Genomic DNA, 15,418 nt, shown 5'->3' on the forward strand with positions numbered 1-15,418 from the left:
ACGAGGACAGGAGCGTCCATGGAGCCCGACGGCACGAAGGAGGAAGTCGTCCGCGTCGAGCGGGGCCGGGCCGCCCCGGAGGAACTGGCCGCCGTCACGGCGCTGTTGCTGGCCCGCGCCGCCGCCGTGCACGCGGCGCGGCCCCGGCGGCGCCGCACCACCAAGGCCGGCTGGCGCAGGCCGGAGCGCCGGCTCGGTTTCCGCGCCCCGCACAGCTGGCAGGACTGAACCACGCGACGGACGCGAGGACACAGCGGCAAACACGCGGGGCCGCCGCCGGGTGATCCGGCGGCGGCCCCGCGCACATCGCGGCAGGTGTCACAGACGCAGGTGTGCCGCCGCCTCCCGGTGCCGGGGGGTGGCCGGGAACTGCGCGGTGGGGTGTCCGAGCCTGGCGACGAAGAAGACGCGGCCCCGCAGGCCGAACCGCTCGGCCAGTGCCGCGCGTACGTCGTCGTGCTGGACCACCACGCTCACCGGGTGCAGGGCCAGCCCGGCGTGTGTGGCCCGCAGCCAGTAGTCGGCCAGCCGGGCGCCCGCACGCACCATGTCGGCGCCGGACGGTTCGTCGGCGAGGAAGTGCATGACGGTGACGGCCGGAGTCCGCCTGACGATCGCGGCCAGCTGGGACGCCAGCAGCCCGGGGTAGCCGGCGAAGCGCAGCACGCGCATGGTGCGCGGGGCCAGGGCGGTCCGAAGGAGGTGGTGCCGGGCCGCGGACATCGGTCCGAACAGCTGCTCAAGGGTGAAGCCGTCACCGCGGAGCGCGGCTGCGGAGGCGTTGGGCCGCAGGTAGGCGAAGGTTTCCCGCCAGGCCGCGTCGTGGCTGAAGTCGCGGCCTCCGTGCCGGGCCACGAAGTCGCCGAAGGCCCGCCGTTCGGTCTCGCCCCGCAGGTGGGTGACGGCGACGGGGGCGTCGGCGGCAGCCCCCGCGGAGGGGCCGGTCAGCTCCGCCAGCACGTCGGTGCCGATGCCGCTCGCGCGGTACGGCCCCCGGTTGGTGCGGCGGGCGGCGGCGGTCTCGCGCAACCGCCGGAAGGAGCCGTCACCGTCGCCGGTACGGCGCACACGTGCGACTCCCAGCAGGCTCCAGCTCTTTGGCCACCGGTCGCCCGCCAGCCGGCGCCCCTCGCCGTCGGTGGCGGGGTACTCGATGCCCTCCGGGTGCCAGCCCTGCGCCGCCAGCGCGCTCAGCAGCAACTGCCAGTACGCGCCGCAGCTCACCCGCATCTCCACGTCGTGCGCCGCCAGTGCGCCGATGGTGCGGGTGCGGTCCATGGCCAGGGCGAGGGTCTCGGTGCCGTCGCCGGCCGGGCCGGTGCGATTGCCGGTGCCGGCGAACAGGCGGGCGGCGGCGCGTGCCCTCTCGCCGGTCAGCCGGGCCAGCGCCCAGGGCTGGCAGTTGTGCGAGGACGGGGCGAGGGAGGCGACGGCTGTCGCCTCGGCGAGGGCCTCGGTGAAGCCGCCGGCCCCCGGGTCCGCGGGCGGCCGGACGGCACCGGGGGCGTCGGAGGGGTCGGAGGCGCCGGGCGCGCCGGAAGTGCCGGAAGTGCCGGAAGTGCCGGAAACGGTATCGGTCATGTCTGCCACACCATCGCGAAGGAGTAGTTGTCGATGTCCTGCGCCAGGCAGACGGTCCGGCCGCCGTCGTACGGCAGGTGGTCCGCCAGCGCGGCGCTCGGGCGCCAGGTGAAGCGGCCGTCGTGCGCCCAGCCGGTCAGCTCGACCTCGCGGGCGCCGCCGCCGATGCGCAGGCCGAAGCCGTAGTGCTTGAGCACGGCCTCCTTGGCGGCCCACCGCAGGGTCAGCGGCATCCGCCGCAGCCGTTCGGTTCCCGGGCCGTCCGGCACCGTCAGTAGCCGGGCCAGGTAGGGCGTCACCGTCCGGTGCCGTTCCAGGTCGACGCCCACCGGCCGGGGTCCGCAGGCGGCCACGGCGAAGTCCCCCGCGTGGGTGAGGGCCACCTCCACGGGGGCCGCCACGTACGGCTTGCCCGCCCGCAGCCCGTCCGCCAGGGTCCGCACGGGGAGCCGGCCGCCGGGCGTCGCCGCGCACCTGAGCCGGTACCGCTGGTGGGCCCGCACGGCGCTCTTGAGCGCGAGCCGCCCCGCCAGCCACTCCGTCCGCCGTTTGGGCACCGGCAGCGCGGCACCGAACGCGGCCTCCTCCTGTGTCAGATGGCGCCCGGCCAGCGCCCGGCGGTCCGGCGCGGACAGTGCCCGCAGCCAGGTGAGGGAGACGACGGCGAGGGTGAGCGGTGTGCCGGGCGGGCGGCCCAGCCACAGGGGCCGGGCCGCGTCGAGGACCACCGGCGGGACCGGACGCCCCGTCGCGGGCGGTCGCGCGCGGCGGGGGTGCGGCGCCGCGGCCGGGGCCGGGTGGGCCGGTGTGCGGGCGGCGGAGCCGGGAGCGGTCATGCTCAGGTGCCCTCGACCACTTCGACGACGCCCGCGTCGCCGTCCACCCGGATCATGTCGCCCGTCGCGATCCGCTGGGTGGCCCACTTGGTGTTGACCACCGAGGGGATGCCGAACTCGCGGGAGACGATGGAGCTGTGGGAGAGCATCGACCCGATGTCGGTGACCACCCCGCCGGCGATGGCGAACAGCGGCGTCCAGGAGGCGTCGGTGTAGCGGGCCACGAGGATCTCGCCCGCCTGGAACTCGTCGGCCTGCCAGGCCAGATCCTCGATGATGCGGGCGCGTCCGACCACCTGCCCGGGAGAGGCGCCCAGCGCCTGGAGCCGGGTGCTGTTCGCGGCGGGGCGCAGCGCGGTGGCCGGGTCGTACTCGCCGATGAAGGTGAGCGGGGGCTCGGGCAGCCGGTTGTGGTACTCGTGGGTGCGGCGCCGCTCGTCGAGCCGGGTGCGGCTGAAGACGTCGGTGGCGCGCGCGTCACCGGCCAGGTAGCGGCGGACGTCCTCGAAGTCGAGGTGGGCGACCTCGTCCAGGTCCCGCAGAATGCCCTCGTCGACCAGGCGGCGGCCGACCTCGTAGACGACGTTCCGCACCAGCCACACCGATGTGATCATGGCCATGCGGGTGATCTCGCGCAGTTCGCTGCACGTGGAGTAGAGCTTGATGACCGTCTTGAGCACCCGGCGCCGGGCCGCGGGCAGTCCGGCCAGCACCGCCTCCGACTCCTGCGTGGTCAGCCTGCGGTTGCGGTCGAGCAGGCTGTCCGGGGAGACGGCGTCGTCGGCGGCGTAGCGGCGGACCATCTGGAAGACGTAGGAGGGGTCGTCCACCCAGCGCGGATGGGTCAGCTCCATCTCCTGCCGCCCGCGGGTGCCGTTGATCCGCATGAACGGGTCGAGGTGGTGGGTGAGGTAGGCCCGTCCGGCGGGCGACTTGTGCAGTTCGCCCTCGATCTCGTCCAGCGGTGTGTCCCGGATGATGCGCAGCACCTCCGGTGTCCTGCGGGCCTCCCGGGCCAGGTGCCACAGGTCGCGGGCCGACTCGACGGTCCGCAGATTGGACATGTCGGTCTTGATGTGGTTCTGGAGGTTGTCGCCCTCGTCGCCGAGCCATGTGCCGCACAGTTCGCTGAGCACCCCGTAGAAGGCGAACGCGTTGATGTAGTACGGCATGTAGCCGACGTGCATCGCGCGCAGGTAGCGCAGGTAGCGGTCCAGTTCCGCGGCGAGTTCCGGGCGGTCCATGGCCCGCAGGTCGGTGCGCCTGGCGTGGTCGTAGGCGCGCAGCCGGGACGCCGCCATCCGGCGGGCCCGCTTCTTCATCGACGCCAGCTCCACGGCCGTGTCCCGCAGCCAGTGGGTGGCCGACAGCAGCCCCGTCAGACCGCCGGCCCAGTCCCCGAACGGGTTGCGGTAGGCGGCCAGGTCCACCTCCTCGCTGGCGAAGCGCTCGGTGAAGACGCTCTGGTCCTTGGTGGCCGGGCACTGGCTGAGGACGTGCGAGGTGTAGGAGACGTTCAGATAGACGTGCCCCTGGAGGTAGCCCATGTGCAGGTCCATGTCGCCGGTGTCGCGCACGCCGATGGCCTCGGCGCAGCCGCCGTGGACGTGGGTCTGGTAGTAGCGGGCGAAGCTGAGACCGAGCGGGGACATCCGGCCGACGAATATCTCGCCGATGTCCATCCGCGACCACAGGGTGTTGTGCCGCACGTGGTCGGGGACGTCGACCACGTACGGGCTGCGGCGGTTGGTCTCGGCGCCGGGGCTGGTGGTGACGGGCCGGGTCTGGAGCAGGTGGAAGGTGCCGTCGCGCAGCACCCATTCGATGTCCTGCTCGGCGCCGTACGCCTCCCGGACGCGGGCGGCCAGCCGGGCCAGCTCGACGACCTGCTCCCCGGTGAGGCTGGGCGCGTTGCGCTGCCCGGGATCGACCTTGACCAGACCGGTGCGGCCCGGTGCGACGGCGGCGCAGCGGGTGACCTTGTGCCGCACCCGGCTCTCCACGACCTCCATGGTCCGGTCGTCCACGACGAACAGATCGCTGGTGACCTTCCCGGAGACCAGTCCCTCGCCCAGCCCCCAGCAGGACTCGACGACCATGCGGTGCTCCCGCCCCGTCATCGGGTCCACGGTGAACAGCACCCCGGCGGCGTCCGCGTGGACCATCTCCTGCACCACGACCGCGATGGACCCGACCTCGGCGGGGTCCTGACGGTAGGCGGCGGCGCGGTCGGACCACAGCGACGCCCAGCACTCGCGGACGGCCTCCAGCAGCGCCTCGTCGCCCTGCACGTCCAGCACGGTGTCGTGCTGCCCGGCGAAGGACCGGGCCGCCGAGTCCTCCTTGCTCGCCGAGGACCGTACGGCCACCCTGGGCCGGCCCATGGCGGCGTAGGCGTCCAGCACCGGCCGGGCCACGGCCTCCGGGACGGCGCGGGCGGTGATCTCCTTGCGGATCGCGGCGAAGCCGCCGGGCCCTGCGGTGCGCAGCTCCCCTGCCAGTCCGCTCAGTTCGAGGAAGGTGCGGAAGAGTTCGGTGGTGAGGCAGAAGGCGGGCGGCACGGGCAGTCCGGCGGCCGTCATCTCCGCCAGCCTGGCGCCCTTGCCGCCCAGGTGCCCGGGCGGCACTCCGGTGTCGCGGCCGAGGACGACGACGTGCTCCCCGGCGGACTCCGCGCCTGCCCTGCTGTCGTTCTGCACTGTCATGGTGGGCCCTCCTGGGGATGTGTCAGTGTGCGTCGGGCGCCCGCGTTCCGGTGAAGGCGCGGAACTGCTCGCCGGGGACGATGCGCGAGGCCCCGACAGCGGCGAAGCCGGCTTCCCTCATCTGGTCGAGGAGCCGGTCCTCGTGGGGCAGCGGTCCGCCGAAGTCGGCGTACTCGAACCACAGGTTGAGGGCGGCCAGGGCGGGGCTGCCGCCCTGGCAGGAGGTGGTGAGCAGCAGCCGGCCGCCGGGTGCCAGCAGTTCGCGGGCGCGGCCGAGCACCTCGGTCCGCTCGTCCTCGGGGAAGTAGTAGATGTTGTTGTGCAGGGTGAGCAGGTCGAACCGCTCCTCCACGTCGAGCTTGCGCAGATCGCCCTGGCGGGTGCGCACCCGGTCGGCCAGGCCCCAGCGGGCCATGTTCTCCCCGGCGCGCGCGGCTACCTCCGGCTGGAGGTCCACGGCCAGCGCGGTCAGCCGGGGGTTGAGCCGTGCCGCGTGCCGCACGTAGTGCCCGGTGCCGCAGCCCACTTCCAGCAGCCGCACCGGCCGGTCCCGCTCCAGATGGCGGCTGACGGCCTCCTCCACGAAGGGCCGCACGATCAGCGAGGAGCGGGCGATGATGTCGCCGTCCTGGTCGCCGAGGCAGAAGGCGCGGCCGTCCCGGGCCATGGCGGGCGCGTCGCGCAGCACGGGGTGGTGGAAGTGGGCGACTTCCTGGAGGGCGCCGGCCAGCGCGTCGTTGCCGGGCCGGGCGAGCGCCCTGGCGTACCGGCTGCGGAGCGCGTAGCGGCCGTCGCGGCAGGACAGTTCGCCCAGCCTTACGCCCACGTCCAGCCAGACCCGCAGCCGGTGGGTGTCCTCGCGCACGCCCAGTTCCCGGGCGACGGTCTCCGCGTCGGCGGGCTGCCGCTCCAGCAGCCGCAGCAGGCCGCTGCCCACCGCGCCCGCCAGGAAGGACGCCCGGTACACCGGCATCGCCAGGCGCCGGCCGAGTGACAGCAGCAGCCGGATGCGCGAGTCGCCGGCCACCTTGACCAGGGTCCGCAGCTGGGCGGCCGGCGAGGAGGTGCGGGCGGGTGACGGCGCGTTCATCGAGGGGTCCTCCCGGACGGCTGGGTGGGGTGCGGCCGGAGCCGGTCGCAGACCTCGCGCATCAGGTGCAGCAGGCGGGCGCTGGACGGTCCGTGCAGGAAGAAGTGGTCGCCCGGCAGGTGGAGGCGGGTGAAGGGCCCGGCGCAGCAGGTGTGCCAGGCGTCCACCTGGGCGGCGGTGGCGATCGGGTCGTCGGTCGCGGAGACGGCGGTGACGGGGCAGCGGAGCGGGGCCCGGGGCCGCGCGCGGTACTGCTCGCAGGCACGCAGGTCGGCGCGGAGGGCGGGCAGCCGGCGCCGGAAGTAGGCGTCGGCCGTGCCGCCGCCCGCGCCGAACCCGCCGAGTCCGCCGATGACGGCCCGCAGCTCCTCGTCGGGCAGCAGATGGTCTCGCCGGTCGCCGTACAGCTGCGGGGCGCGGCTGCCGGAGACCACCAGGTGCAGCGGTTCCCCGGCGCCGCGGCGGCGCAGCTCCAGGGCCGTCTCGTAGGCGACGAGGGCGCCCATGCTGTGCCCGAACAGGGCGTAGCCGTGCCGGGTCAGCCCGTGCTCCTGGAGGGCGTCGGCCAGGTCGTGGACGAGGGGGGCCAGCGCGCTGTAGGGGGCTTCCCGCAGGCGCAGTCCGCGCCCGGGCAGCAGCACCGGGACGACGGTCGCACGGGTGCCGAGCCGCTGCTGCCAGCCGTGGAAGACCGAGGGGGTGCCGCCGGCGTACGGCAGGCAGATCAGCGGCACCGTGCCGTCCTGCCGCGCCGCGGTGGCGGCGCCTGGCAGGCCGGGGAACCACGGGCCGGGGCGCCGGTGGTCGCCGGGTGCGGGACGGGTCGGGGTGTCGGGCACGTGTGTTCCCCCGTCAGCCCCGGCCGGGGTCGGCGGCCAGGGCACGGTAGTCGGTCTTGCCGTTGGCGTTGCGCGGCATCCGCTCCAGCCGCACCGCGGAGTGCGGGACCATGTAGGCGGGCAGATGCCGCGCGCAGTGCTGTTTGAGGGCGAGCAGACCGGGCGGTGCCGCGCCCTCCCGCAGCGTGTAATGCAGCACCAGCCGGGCGTCGCCGCCGGTGCCCCGCACGACCACCGCGGCGTCCTGGATGCCGGGATGGCGGAGTGCGGCGGCCTCGATCTCGCCGAGTTCCAGCCGGTAGCCGTTGAGCTTGACCATGCGGTCCTTGCGCCCGTGGTAGACGAGCAGCCCGTCCTGGATGCTGACGACGTCCCCGGTGGGGTGTTCGCCCGCGCGGTGGTGTGCGGCGGCCGGCTCGTGCTCGCGACGCCAGTAGCCGGGGGTGACGCAGTCCCCCGCGACGACGAGTTCGCCGGGCACGCCCTCGGCGGTGATCTCGCCGCCGTCCTCGGCGACCACTCGGAGGCGTGCCCCGGTGACGGGCCGTCCGATGGGCAGCTGTGTACGGGAGGCGGCCAGGTCCTCCGGGCGCACCCGGTGGTAGGTGCACACGTTGGTCTCGGTGGGGCCGTACAGGTTGTACAGGGCCGTGCCGGAGGGCAGCCGCGCGGCCAGCTCCCGCAGCCCGGGCAGGGGGAAGGGCTCGCCCGCGAAGAGCACGTACCGCAGGCTCCGGGCGGTCTCGCGGGTCAGCGCGTCGGAACGGGTGAGCAGCGCCAGGACCGAGGGCACCGAGTACCAGACGGTGACGCCGTGTTCGCGGATGCCCCGGGCCAGCGCGGTCACGTCCCGGGCCTCCGCGTCCTCGACGACCCACACGGCGGCGCCGGCCGACAGCGCGGTGAACAGGTCGAAGGTGGACAGGTCGAAGTTGAAGGAGGCGTGGTTGGAGAACACGTCCCGCGGTCCGACGTCGAACTCGTCGCGCGCCCAGCCGATGAAGGAGGTCAGATTGCGGTGGGAGATCCGCACGCCCTTGGGCACCCCGGTGGAGCCGGAGGTGTACAGCAGCGCGGCGAGTGCGTCCGGGTGGGGCGCGGCGGCGGCTGCCGGGGCGCTCCCCGGGGCGGCGTCGGTGAACGCGGAGAACGTGTGGACCGGCACGCCCGCCGGGAGGTCGGCCGGCGGCGGCTCGGCGTCCGCGACGACGACCGCGCGCAGCGAAGCGGGCAGTCCGGCCGCGCACAGCGCCGCAAGGCGGCGGCCGTCGGTGAACAGGACGACGGACTCGGCGTCGTGCAGGACGGTGCGCACCCGGGCCACCGGCTGGTTGCCGTCCAGCGGCACATAGGCGCAGCCCGCGCGCAGGGCACCGAGGACGGCTTCGACGTAGCGCGGCTGCTTGTCCATCCACACGGCCGCCCGGTCGCCGGGTGCGGCGCCCAGGCGGTCGAGTGCGGCGGCCAGCGCGCGGACGCGTTCGGCCAGCACGCCGTACGTCACCCGTTCCCGGCCCAGCAGCGCCGGCCGGGCGGCCTGCTCGGCGGTGAGCGGCTCGGGCAGCCCGAGCCGCAGCGGGGCGGTGCGGCGGGGCGTCACAGTGGTGGCGGTGGCGGTGGTGTCCGTCATTCCCGGGCCCCTCACTCACCGGCTCCGGGGTGCAGCACACCCGTCTCGCGGCCCGCCTCGACGAAGATGCCGGCGGCCTCGCGCAGGTCCTCGGGCGTGTGCTCGCTGGTGACGCTGACCCGCAGCCGCGCGTCGCCCAGCGGTACGCCGGGGAAGACCACCGTCTGGCAGAACAGGCCCCGCCTGCGCACCGCGCGGCCGAACTCCATGGCGCGGCGCTCGTCGCCCACGACGAGGGGCAGGATCGCGCTGTCGGAGCGCTCCAGGTCGAAGCCGGCCTCGCGGAGCAGCTCGCGCAGCAGGCGGATGTTCGACCACAGCCGCTCCAGCCGCTCCGGTTCCCGCTCCAGCACGTCGAGGGAGGCGATCAGCCCGGCGGCCACCCCGGCGGGGATGTTGGCGGCGAACACATAGGAGTTGGCGTAGAAGCGGAGGTAGTCGATGACCTCCTCGTCACCGACGACGAACCCGCCCATGCCGGCCAGTGCCTTGCTCATGGTGCCCAGTTCCAGGTCGACCCGGCCCTTGAGCCCGAAGTGCTCGGCGGTGCCCGAACCGGTGGCACCCAGCACCCCGGTGGCGTGCGCGTCGTCCACCAGCACCCGGGCGCCGTACTCCTCGGCCAGCCGCACGATCCCGGGCAGGTCGCAGATGTCCCCGTGCATGCTGAACACACCGTCGACCACGACGAGTCTGCCCAGGACACCCGAGCCGGGCTCGGCACAGCGCCGCAGGACCCGCTCCAGATCCTCCATGTCGTTGTGCCGGAAGATCTTGCGGGTGCCGCCGGAGAGCTTGCAGCCGTCCACGATGCTCATGTGGTTGAGCCTGTCGACGACCAGCGCGTCGTAGCTCTTGACCAGTCCGGAGATGACGCCCAGGTTCGCCGAGTAGCCGCCGGGGAAGACGGCGCAGGCCGGGCGCTTCTTGAAGGCGGCCAGCCGCCGCTCCAGCTCCTTGTGCAGCTGGTTGGTGCCGCCGATGATGCGGGAGCCGGTGTGGGTGGCACCGTAGGAGCGCGTCGCTTCGCAGACGGCCTCGACGACCTCGGGATGGTTGGCCAGACCGAGGTAGTTGTTGGACGCGAAGTGCAGGAACTCCCGCTCGCGGCCCTCCAGTTCGTCGAATACGACCGCCTTGTTGGTGCTGCGCGCCCGCATCGGCATGCCGTACCAGTAGAGCCGGTCCTCCTCCCGCTTGCGGCGGTAGGCGGCGAAGGAGCGGGCCTTGGCGAACAGGTCCGGGTCGCGTTCCTCCAGGAAGTCCTTCATGGAGCGCGGGTCCCAGGTGCCGGCCCCGGTCCCGTCGGCCGTGCCGTGGACGGCGCGGAGCGCGTCGAGTTCGGCGGCGAGCTTGCGCAGGGTGGTGGCGGTGACCTCTCCCGTCACGCTGTCGGGCAGCCCGAACGCGTCGGCCACCTCACCCGTGAGGGAGGTGAGGACCACCGAGTCGACGCCCAGTTCGCTCTCCAGGTCGGCGTCCGGGTCGAGCTGGTGGCGTGCGTAGTGGGTGTGCCGCATCGCCGCTTCGACGACGGCCTCCAGGAGCGCGTCTCCTTCGGCCTCCGGAGGGTGGGGGGCCGCGGTGCCGGTGTCCGCGCCGGTGCCGGCGGGCGGGCCGTCGCCGACGGCCTCCCGCACGGCGTCGATCAGCGGGCGCAGCGTGGTGAACTCGCCGGTGGGCCGTTCGGCGAGGCCGAAGTGGTCCTGCACGGAGCCCAGCACGGTCTCCAGGACGATCGAGTCGATGCCCAGCTCGCCCTCGAGGTCGGCGTCCAAGGAGAGCGTGCCGAGGTCGTACAGCGTGTGCTCGGCGACGATCCGCAGCACCTGCTCCTCCACCGGACCGGTCCCCTGCCCGGTCCCGGGCCTGCTGTCGGGTCCGGTCCCGGTACGGCCCGTCATCGCACGCCCTCCTGCTCCGCGCGCAGCCGGTCCACCAGCGCCGCCATGGCGTGCACGGTCGCGAAGTTCTCCGGGGAGACCTCCGGCAGGGGCACGGTGATGCGGAACTCGTCCTGCAGATGGTGCACGAGGTCGAAGATTCCCGCCGAATCGATGATGTTCAGCTCGGTCAAGGGCGTTTCGCTGTCCAGTCCTTCGCTGTCGCCGTCCAGCAGAACCGTGGCGATGTGATTGATGATCGACTGCTCCGTATTCATGGGCGTTCTTGACCGTCCTTGACTCGGAATTCTGGGAATCGCCGCAGCAACAGCCATCGGCCGGTACTCACTCGAAAAGCAGCGGATTCGCGTGCAATACGATGCCACCGGCGGCTTGCACGCCGCTGAGACGGGAATGACAACCGGCTGTCGCTGCCGCACCTTTCCGGCCACACCCCCTGTGACCTGCATCGGGACAGAACCCTTACCGCTGTTCGGACACGGTACGGGGTGGACACGGCGAAGGCCGCTCGGGTAAACAGGCCCTCGTCACTTGCTTCCCTGCTCACTCGCTCGAACTGGTCGACGGCCGCTTCGACGCGGCACGCCCAGCGTGCGGACATCCGAGTGGATCTGTTTTCCGACGCCCCCTCACCCACATTTTTCGGCGTAACCACTCGGCACACCATCGGACCGATTCGGGGGTCGCCACCTCATGCACTCCACAGCGGAGCCGAGCGGCACGACGGAAAAGAACACGGAAACGGCCGGAGAGCCCGTGGCGATCGTGGGGATCGCCGCTCTGCACCCCGAGGCCGGAAACCTCACCGACTTCTGGCGGTTGCTGACCGGCGGCCCGCACGACGCGAACGTCGCGGACGACGCCGACGACGCCGACGACTCGGCCGCCGAGGACGGCGCCGGCCCCGCGGACGGCAGGGACGGCCAAGGCCGCCCGGACACCGTGGGCGGCACCGGCGGCGCGGACAGCGAGGTGCCCGGTCCCGGGCTGGACGGGGTGAGGATCGACGTCGCCCGCTTCCGCATCCCGCCGGCCCAGGCCGGGGCGATGGCACGCCTCCAGCTGCTGATGCTGGAGGCGGCCCGCCGCTGCCTGGAGGACGCCGGCGGCGCGGACCGCGCCCTGGACCGGGACCGCACCGACGTCGTCGTCGGCACCTGCTTCGGACTGGACCGGCAGTACGCCAACGCGCTGCGCGTCGAAGGCCGCCGCTACGCCCGCGAACTGCGGCGGGCCGCCGCCGGCTCGTCCGATCCCCGTACGCGGGAGAACGCCGCGCAGGCCGAGGAGGAGCTGCGCTCGGTGCTGCGCCGGCGGCTGGGTGCCTCCCCGCACGACCGGGTCGGGGAGATGGCCAGCACCATCCCCGCACGGATCGCCTCGGCGTTCCGGCTGCGCGGACGCACCCTCGCTCTGGAGTCCTCCGACGCGACCTCCTTCGTCGCCCTCGCGCACGCGCTGACCGCGCTGCGGGCCGGCGCCTGCGACGCGGTGCTGGTGGTGACCGGGCAGCGCCGGGAGAGCCCGCTGCTGGAGCGCACCCTGGCCGCCAAGGGGCTGGAGCACGGGCTGGGCGAGGGAGTCGGGGCCCTGCTGCTCAAACGGCTGGGCACCGCCGAGCGGGACGGCGACCGCATCCACGCACTGGTGCGCGGCTGTTCCCTCACGCACGAGGCGCGGCCCGGCCCGTTCGGCCGCTCCACCTCCGCCGTACGGCACCGTGCCAACCTGCGGCAGGCCCTGCGCGAGGCCGGCCGGGGCGCGCCCGTCCAGTACGTGGAGCACGCCACTCCGCCTCCCGCCTGGCCCCTTCCGGGCGGCGGCACGGCCGGGCCCGCACGCGGGGAGCTCTCCGCGGACTCCCCCGACGGCTCCCCCGACGAGACCGGCCCGGACCCCCTGATCGGGCCCCTGCCCGCGGCTCCCTCCGCCGAGGGAGCCCCGGCGCAGCCCGGTTCCGCGTGCCCGCACGCGGCGGAGCCTGGTGCGGGCCCCGGCCCCGTACCGTTCGTACGCCGTACGGCCGACCGGCTGGGGCACACCCTGGCCAACGCAGGGGTGGCGGCCGTCAGCACGGTGGCGCTGGCGCTGCGGCACCGCACCGTGCCGGCCGCCTCGCCGGACGCCGGGGCCGTGCCGTGGCCCGCACCCGAGGGCGGGGCACCCCGTCGCGCGGTGGTGGCCGGCTCCTCACTCACGGGGACGGTGTGCCACGTGGTGCTGGAGGAGTACCGGCCCAGGAGGGCCCGGCCCCATGTGCCCGCCCGGCCGGCCGTCGCGGAGCCGGTCGCCGTGGTGGCGCTGGGCGGGCGGTTCGCGGGGGCGCCGGACGCCGGGGCGTTCTGGCGCACCGTGCTGTCCGGGCGGGACGCCTTCGCCCCGTTCGACGAGAACGTGCTGGACAGGGACCTGTTCCACGCGCCCGGGGCGCTCAGCCTCGACAGCAGCTACACCGACCGGGGCGCCGCTGTGCGGGTGCCCGCCACCCCGCCGGCCGGGGTGCGCATGGACCCGGCGCGGTACGCGGCGCTGGACGCGGCACAGCGGCTGGCGCTGACGGTCGCCGCCGAACTGTTCGGACGGCGCTCCCCGGGCGAGGCGGGGCTGAGGGGCCGCCCGGGAATGGTGGCGCTGGGCAGCACTCTGGGGCTGGGCCGGGACCGGCAGGCGCACACCCTCGCGTCCCTCCCCCGCCTGGACGCCGCCGCGTCGGAACTGACCGCGCTCAAGCATCTGTCGCCCCAGGAGTCGGCCCGCCTGCTCGCCCAGGTGCACCGGCGGTATCCGGAGCAGGCCGCCCTCGTCACACCCACCCTGTTCGACGAGGCGCTGGCCAGCGGCAGCGCGGCGCTGATCGCCGGCCAGTTCGGGCTGGACGCGGTTCCGGTGGCGGTGGAGGCGGCCTGCGCCTCGTCGCTGGCGGCACTGGACCTCGCGGTCGGTGCGCTGCGTTCGGGCGCGGTGGACTACGCGGTGGCCGGCGGGGTGGAACTGCCCTGCAACGAGCGGGACCTGGTGCTGTGCTCGGCACTGGGCCTGCTGTCGCACGACCGCATCACCCCGTTCGACGAGGCGGCCGACGGTTTCACACCCGGTGACGGCTGCGCGCTCTTCCTCCTCAAGCGGCTGTCCGACGCCCGCCGGGACGGCGACGAGGTGCTCGGCGTGGTCCGCGGCATCGGCGGGTCCAACGACGCGAAATCGCTGATCGCGCCGGACGCGGACGGTCAGGTCCGGGCCATGCGCCAGGCGTTCGGGCAGGTGGACTTCGCGCCCGCCGACGTGGACTACCTGGAGGCGCACGGCACCGGCACCAAGGTCGGCGACCGGGTGGAGATCACCGCCACCGGTGAGGTGTACGGCGGCCCCCGCCGCTCACGCCCGCTGGACATCGGTTCGGCCAAGTCCTTCTTCGGCCACACCTTCGCCGCGGCGGGCGGCGCCGGTCTGCTGCGCGCACTGCTGGCGATGCGGGCGGGGAAGCTGCCGCCCAACGCCAACCTCGACCGGCTCAACCCCGCCCTGCGGCTGTCGGACATCCCCGCGACGGTCTCGACCCGCGCGGGCGTCTGGCCCCGCCCGGAGGGCCGGCCCCGCAGGGCCGGGGTCAGCTCCTTCGGGACCGGGGGCATCAACTACCACCTGCTCATCGAGGAAGACCTCCCGCACTCACGGACGGACTCCGCATGAACTTCGCTCTCGATCCGGAAACCGAAGAGATGTGCACGGCGCTCTCGGGATTCGCCCGGCACAAGCTGGACCCGCCCGAGCGCTTCGACCCGGACGAGTTCCGGCAGCGCTGGCTGCTGGCCGGCCGGCAGGGCGTGGTGGGCACCACCGTTCCCGAGGAGTACGGGGGGCTGGGTGCGGGCGCGGTGACCGCGGCGGCGCTGATGGAAGCCCTGGGCAGCGGCTGCCGGGACACGGGCTTCACCTTCTCCGTGGGCGCGCACCTGTTCGCCTGCGTCATGCCGATCGTCGAGTTCGGCACCGAGGAGCAGAAGCGGCGGTGGCTGCCGGCCCTCGCCTCCGGCGAGCGCATCGCCGCGCACGGCATCACCGAACCGGAGGCCGGATCGGACGCGTTGGGCATCCGTACCCGCGCGGTCCGTGACGGCGACCACTACGTGCTGAACGGTGAGAAGTGCTTCACGACCAACTCACCCGTCGCGGACGTCTTCGTCATCCAGGCGGTGACCCGGCCCGGCGGGGGCTTCTTCGGCCTGTCGACGTTCCTGGTGGAGGCCGGCACGCCCGGACTGTCGGTCGGGCCGCACTACGACAAGGTGGGGCTGCGCGGCTCGCCGATGGCGGACGTCCACCTGGCGGACGTGCGGGTCCCGGCCGACCGGATGCTCGGCTCGGAAGGCGTGGGCGCCAGCGTGTTCACCGCGTCGATGAAGTGGGAGCGCACCTGTCTGTTCGCCGGGTACCTGGGCGCGATGCGCAGGGTGCTGGAGTCGACGACGGAGTACGCCAGGGAGCGGCGCCAGTTCGGCGCGCCCATCGGCAGCTTCCAGGCGGTCGGCCACCGCATCGTGGACATGCTTCTGCGGCTGGAGTCCGCGCGGCTGCTGCTGTTCAAGGCCGCCGCCGGGATCGACGCCGGCTCCCAGGACGAGGTGGCGCCTGCCCTCGCCAAGCTGGCGGTCAGCGAGGCGGCTGTCCAGCTGGGACTGGACGCGGTCCAGGTGCGCGGCGCTTTGGGCATCCTCGACGGCGAGGCGGAGACGCTGCTGCGGGACGCGCTGCCGTCGCGGATCTTCTCGGGCACCAACGACATCCAGAAGAACAACATCGCCCGCGCGCTGGGCCTCTCCCGCCGCTGAGCGG

11 protein-coding genes are annotated in these 15,418 nt (G+C 74.0%); 3 read left to right on the top strand and 8 right to left on the bottom strand.

The genetic code is table 11. From position 1 onward, the window contains the following. Window positions 1-18: 18 nt before the first annotated feature. On the top strand, window positions 19-228 hold the full coding sequence (locus IO40_RS0103850; protein WP_016467636.1) for an acyl-CoA carboxylase epsilon subunit: 210 nt from the start codon (window positions 19-21) through the stop codon (window positions 226-228). 90 nt (window positions 229-318) lie between these two features. Here IO40_RS0103850 and IO40_RS0103855 read toward each other — a convergent pair whose 3' ends face one another. From IO40_RS0103855 to IO40_RS0103890, 8 genes are all read right to left on the bottom strand, one after another. Next, on the bottom strand, window positions 319-1,581 hold the full coding sequence (locus IO40_RS0103855) for a nitroreductase family protein (RefSeq protein ID WP_016467637.1): 1,263 nt from the start codon (window positions 1,579-1,581) through the stop codon (window positions 319-321). Next, window positions 1,578-2,309, bottom strand: a complete 732-nt coding sequence (locus IO40_RS0103860; protein WP_041968511.1) for a 4'-phosphopantetheinyl transferase superfamily protein — start codon at window positions 2,307-2,309, stop codon at window positions 1,578-1,580. Before IO40_RS0103860 ends, IO40_RS0103855 begins: the two co-directional genes overlap by 4 nt. A 110-nt stretch (window positions 2,310-2,419) precedes the next feature. Next, the gene (redH, locus tag IO40_RS0103865) at window positions 2,420-5,122 is read right to left on the bottom strand and encodes an undecylprodigiosin ligase RedH (protein ID WP_016467639.1); all 2,703 of its coding nucleotides are present in this window, start codon (window positions 5,120-5,122) and stop codon (window positions 2,420-2,422) included. 22 nt (window positions 5,123-5,144) lie between these two features. Beyond that, window positions 5,145-6,212, bottom strand: coding sequence for an SAM-dependent methyltransferase (locus tag IO40_RS0103870; protein WP_030406855.1), 1,068 nt, complete (start codon window positions 6,210-6,212; stop codon window positions 5,145-5,147). Next, complete coding sequence (locus IO40_RS0103875) at window positions 6,209-7,051, bottom strand: thioesterase II family protein (RefSeq protein WP_016467641.1); 843 nt, start codon at window positions 7,049-7,051, stop codon at window positions 6,209-6,211. Before IO40_RS0103875 ends, IO40_RS0103870 begins: the two co-directional genes overlap by 4 nt. A gap of 13 nt (window positions 7,052-7,064) precedes the next feature. Continuing rightward, complete coding sequence (locus IO40_RS0103880; RefSeq protein ID WP_041968494.1) at window positions 7,065-8,681, bottom strand: D-alanine--poly(phosphoribitol) ligase; 1,617 nt, start codon at window positions 8,679-8,681, stop codon at window positions 7,065-7,067. An 11-nt stretch (window positions 8,682-8,692) separates the two neighbouring features. After that, window positions 8,693-10,585 (bottom strand): aminotransferase class I/II-fold pyridoxal phosphate-dependent enzyme, encoded by a 1,893-nt coding sequence (locus IO40_RS0103885; protein ID WP_031174881.1) that lies wholly within the window; start codon window positions 10,583-10,585, stop codon window positions 8,693-8,695. Then, the gene (locus IO40_RS0103890) at window positions 10,582-10,842 is read right to left on the bottom strand and encodes an acyl carrier protein (RefSeq protein ID WP_016467644.1); all 261 of its coding nucleotides are present in this window, start codon (window positions 10,840-10,842) and stop codon (window positions 10,582-10,584) included. The genes IO40_RS0103885 and IO40_RS0103890 overlap by 4 nt, the downstream gene beginning before the upstream one ends. A gap of 499 nt (window positions 10,843-11,341) precedes the next feature. On the opposite strand from IO40_RS0103890, the gene IO40_RS0103895 reads away from it, so the two are divergent. Together IO40_RS0103895 and redW are read left to right on the top strand one after the other, a co-directional pair. Continuing rightward, a complete protein-coding gene (locus IO40_RS0103895) occupies window positions 11,342-14,275 on the top strand; it encodes a polyketide synthase (RefSeq protein ID WP_324604490.1) in 2,934 nt (977 codons plus the stop codon). Next, entirely contained in the window at window positions 14,272-15,414 is a 1,143-nt protein-coding gene (gene redW, locus IO40_RS0103900) for an L-prolyl-[peptidyl-carrier protein] dehydrogenase (protein WP_016467646.1), read from the top strand. Before IO40_RS0103895 ends, redW begins: the two co-directional genes overlap by 4 nt. Window positions 15,415-15,418: the final 4 nt, after the last annotated feature.

It is taken from the genome of Streptomyces albus subsp. albus, from assembly GCF_000725885.1.
Lineage (GTDB): Bacteria > Actinomycetota > Actinomycetes > Streptomycetales > Streptomycetaceae > Streptomyces > Streptomyces albus.

Bases quoted from the DNA above. Each gene is read 5' to 3' on its own strand.
- IO40_RS0103870 (WP_030406855.1), bottom strand. From the start codon at position 6,212: ATGAACGCGCCGTCACCCGCCCGCACCTCCTCGCCGGCCGCCCAGCTG.
- IO40_RS0103855 (WP_016467637.1), bottom strand. From the start codon at position 1,581: ATGACCGATACCGTTTCCGGCACTTCCGGCACTTCCGGCACTTCCGGC.
- IO40_RS0103885 (WP_031174881.1), bottom strand. From the start codon at position 10,585: ATGACGGGCCGTACCGGGACCGGACCCGACAGCAGGCCCGGGACCGGG.
- redW (WP_016467646.1), top strand. From the start codon at position 14,272: ATGAACTTCGCTCTCGATCCGGAAACCGAAGAGATGTGCACGGCGCTC.
- IO40_RS0103890 (WP_016467644.1), bottom strand. From the start codon at position 10,842: ATGAATACGGAGCAGTCGATCATCAATCACATCGCCACGGTTCTGCTG.
- redH (WP_016467639.1), bottom strand. From the start codon at position 5,122: ATGACAGTGCAGAACGACAGCAGGGCAGGCGCGGAGTCCGCCGGGGAG.
- IO40_RS0103880 (WP_041968494.1), bottom strand. From the start codon at position 8,681: ATGACGGACACCACCGCCACCGCCACCACTGTGACGCCCCGCCGCACC.
- IO40_RS0103850 (WP_016467636.1), top strand. From the start codon at position 19: ATGGAGCCCGACGGCACGAAGGAGGAAGTCGTCCGCGTCGAGCGGGGC.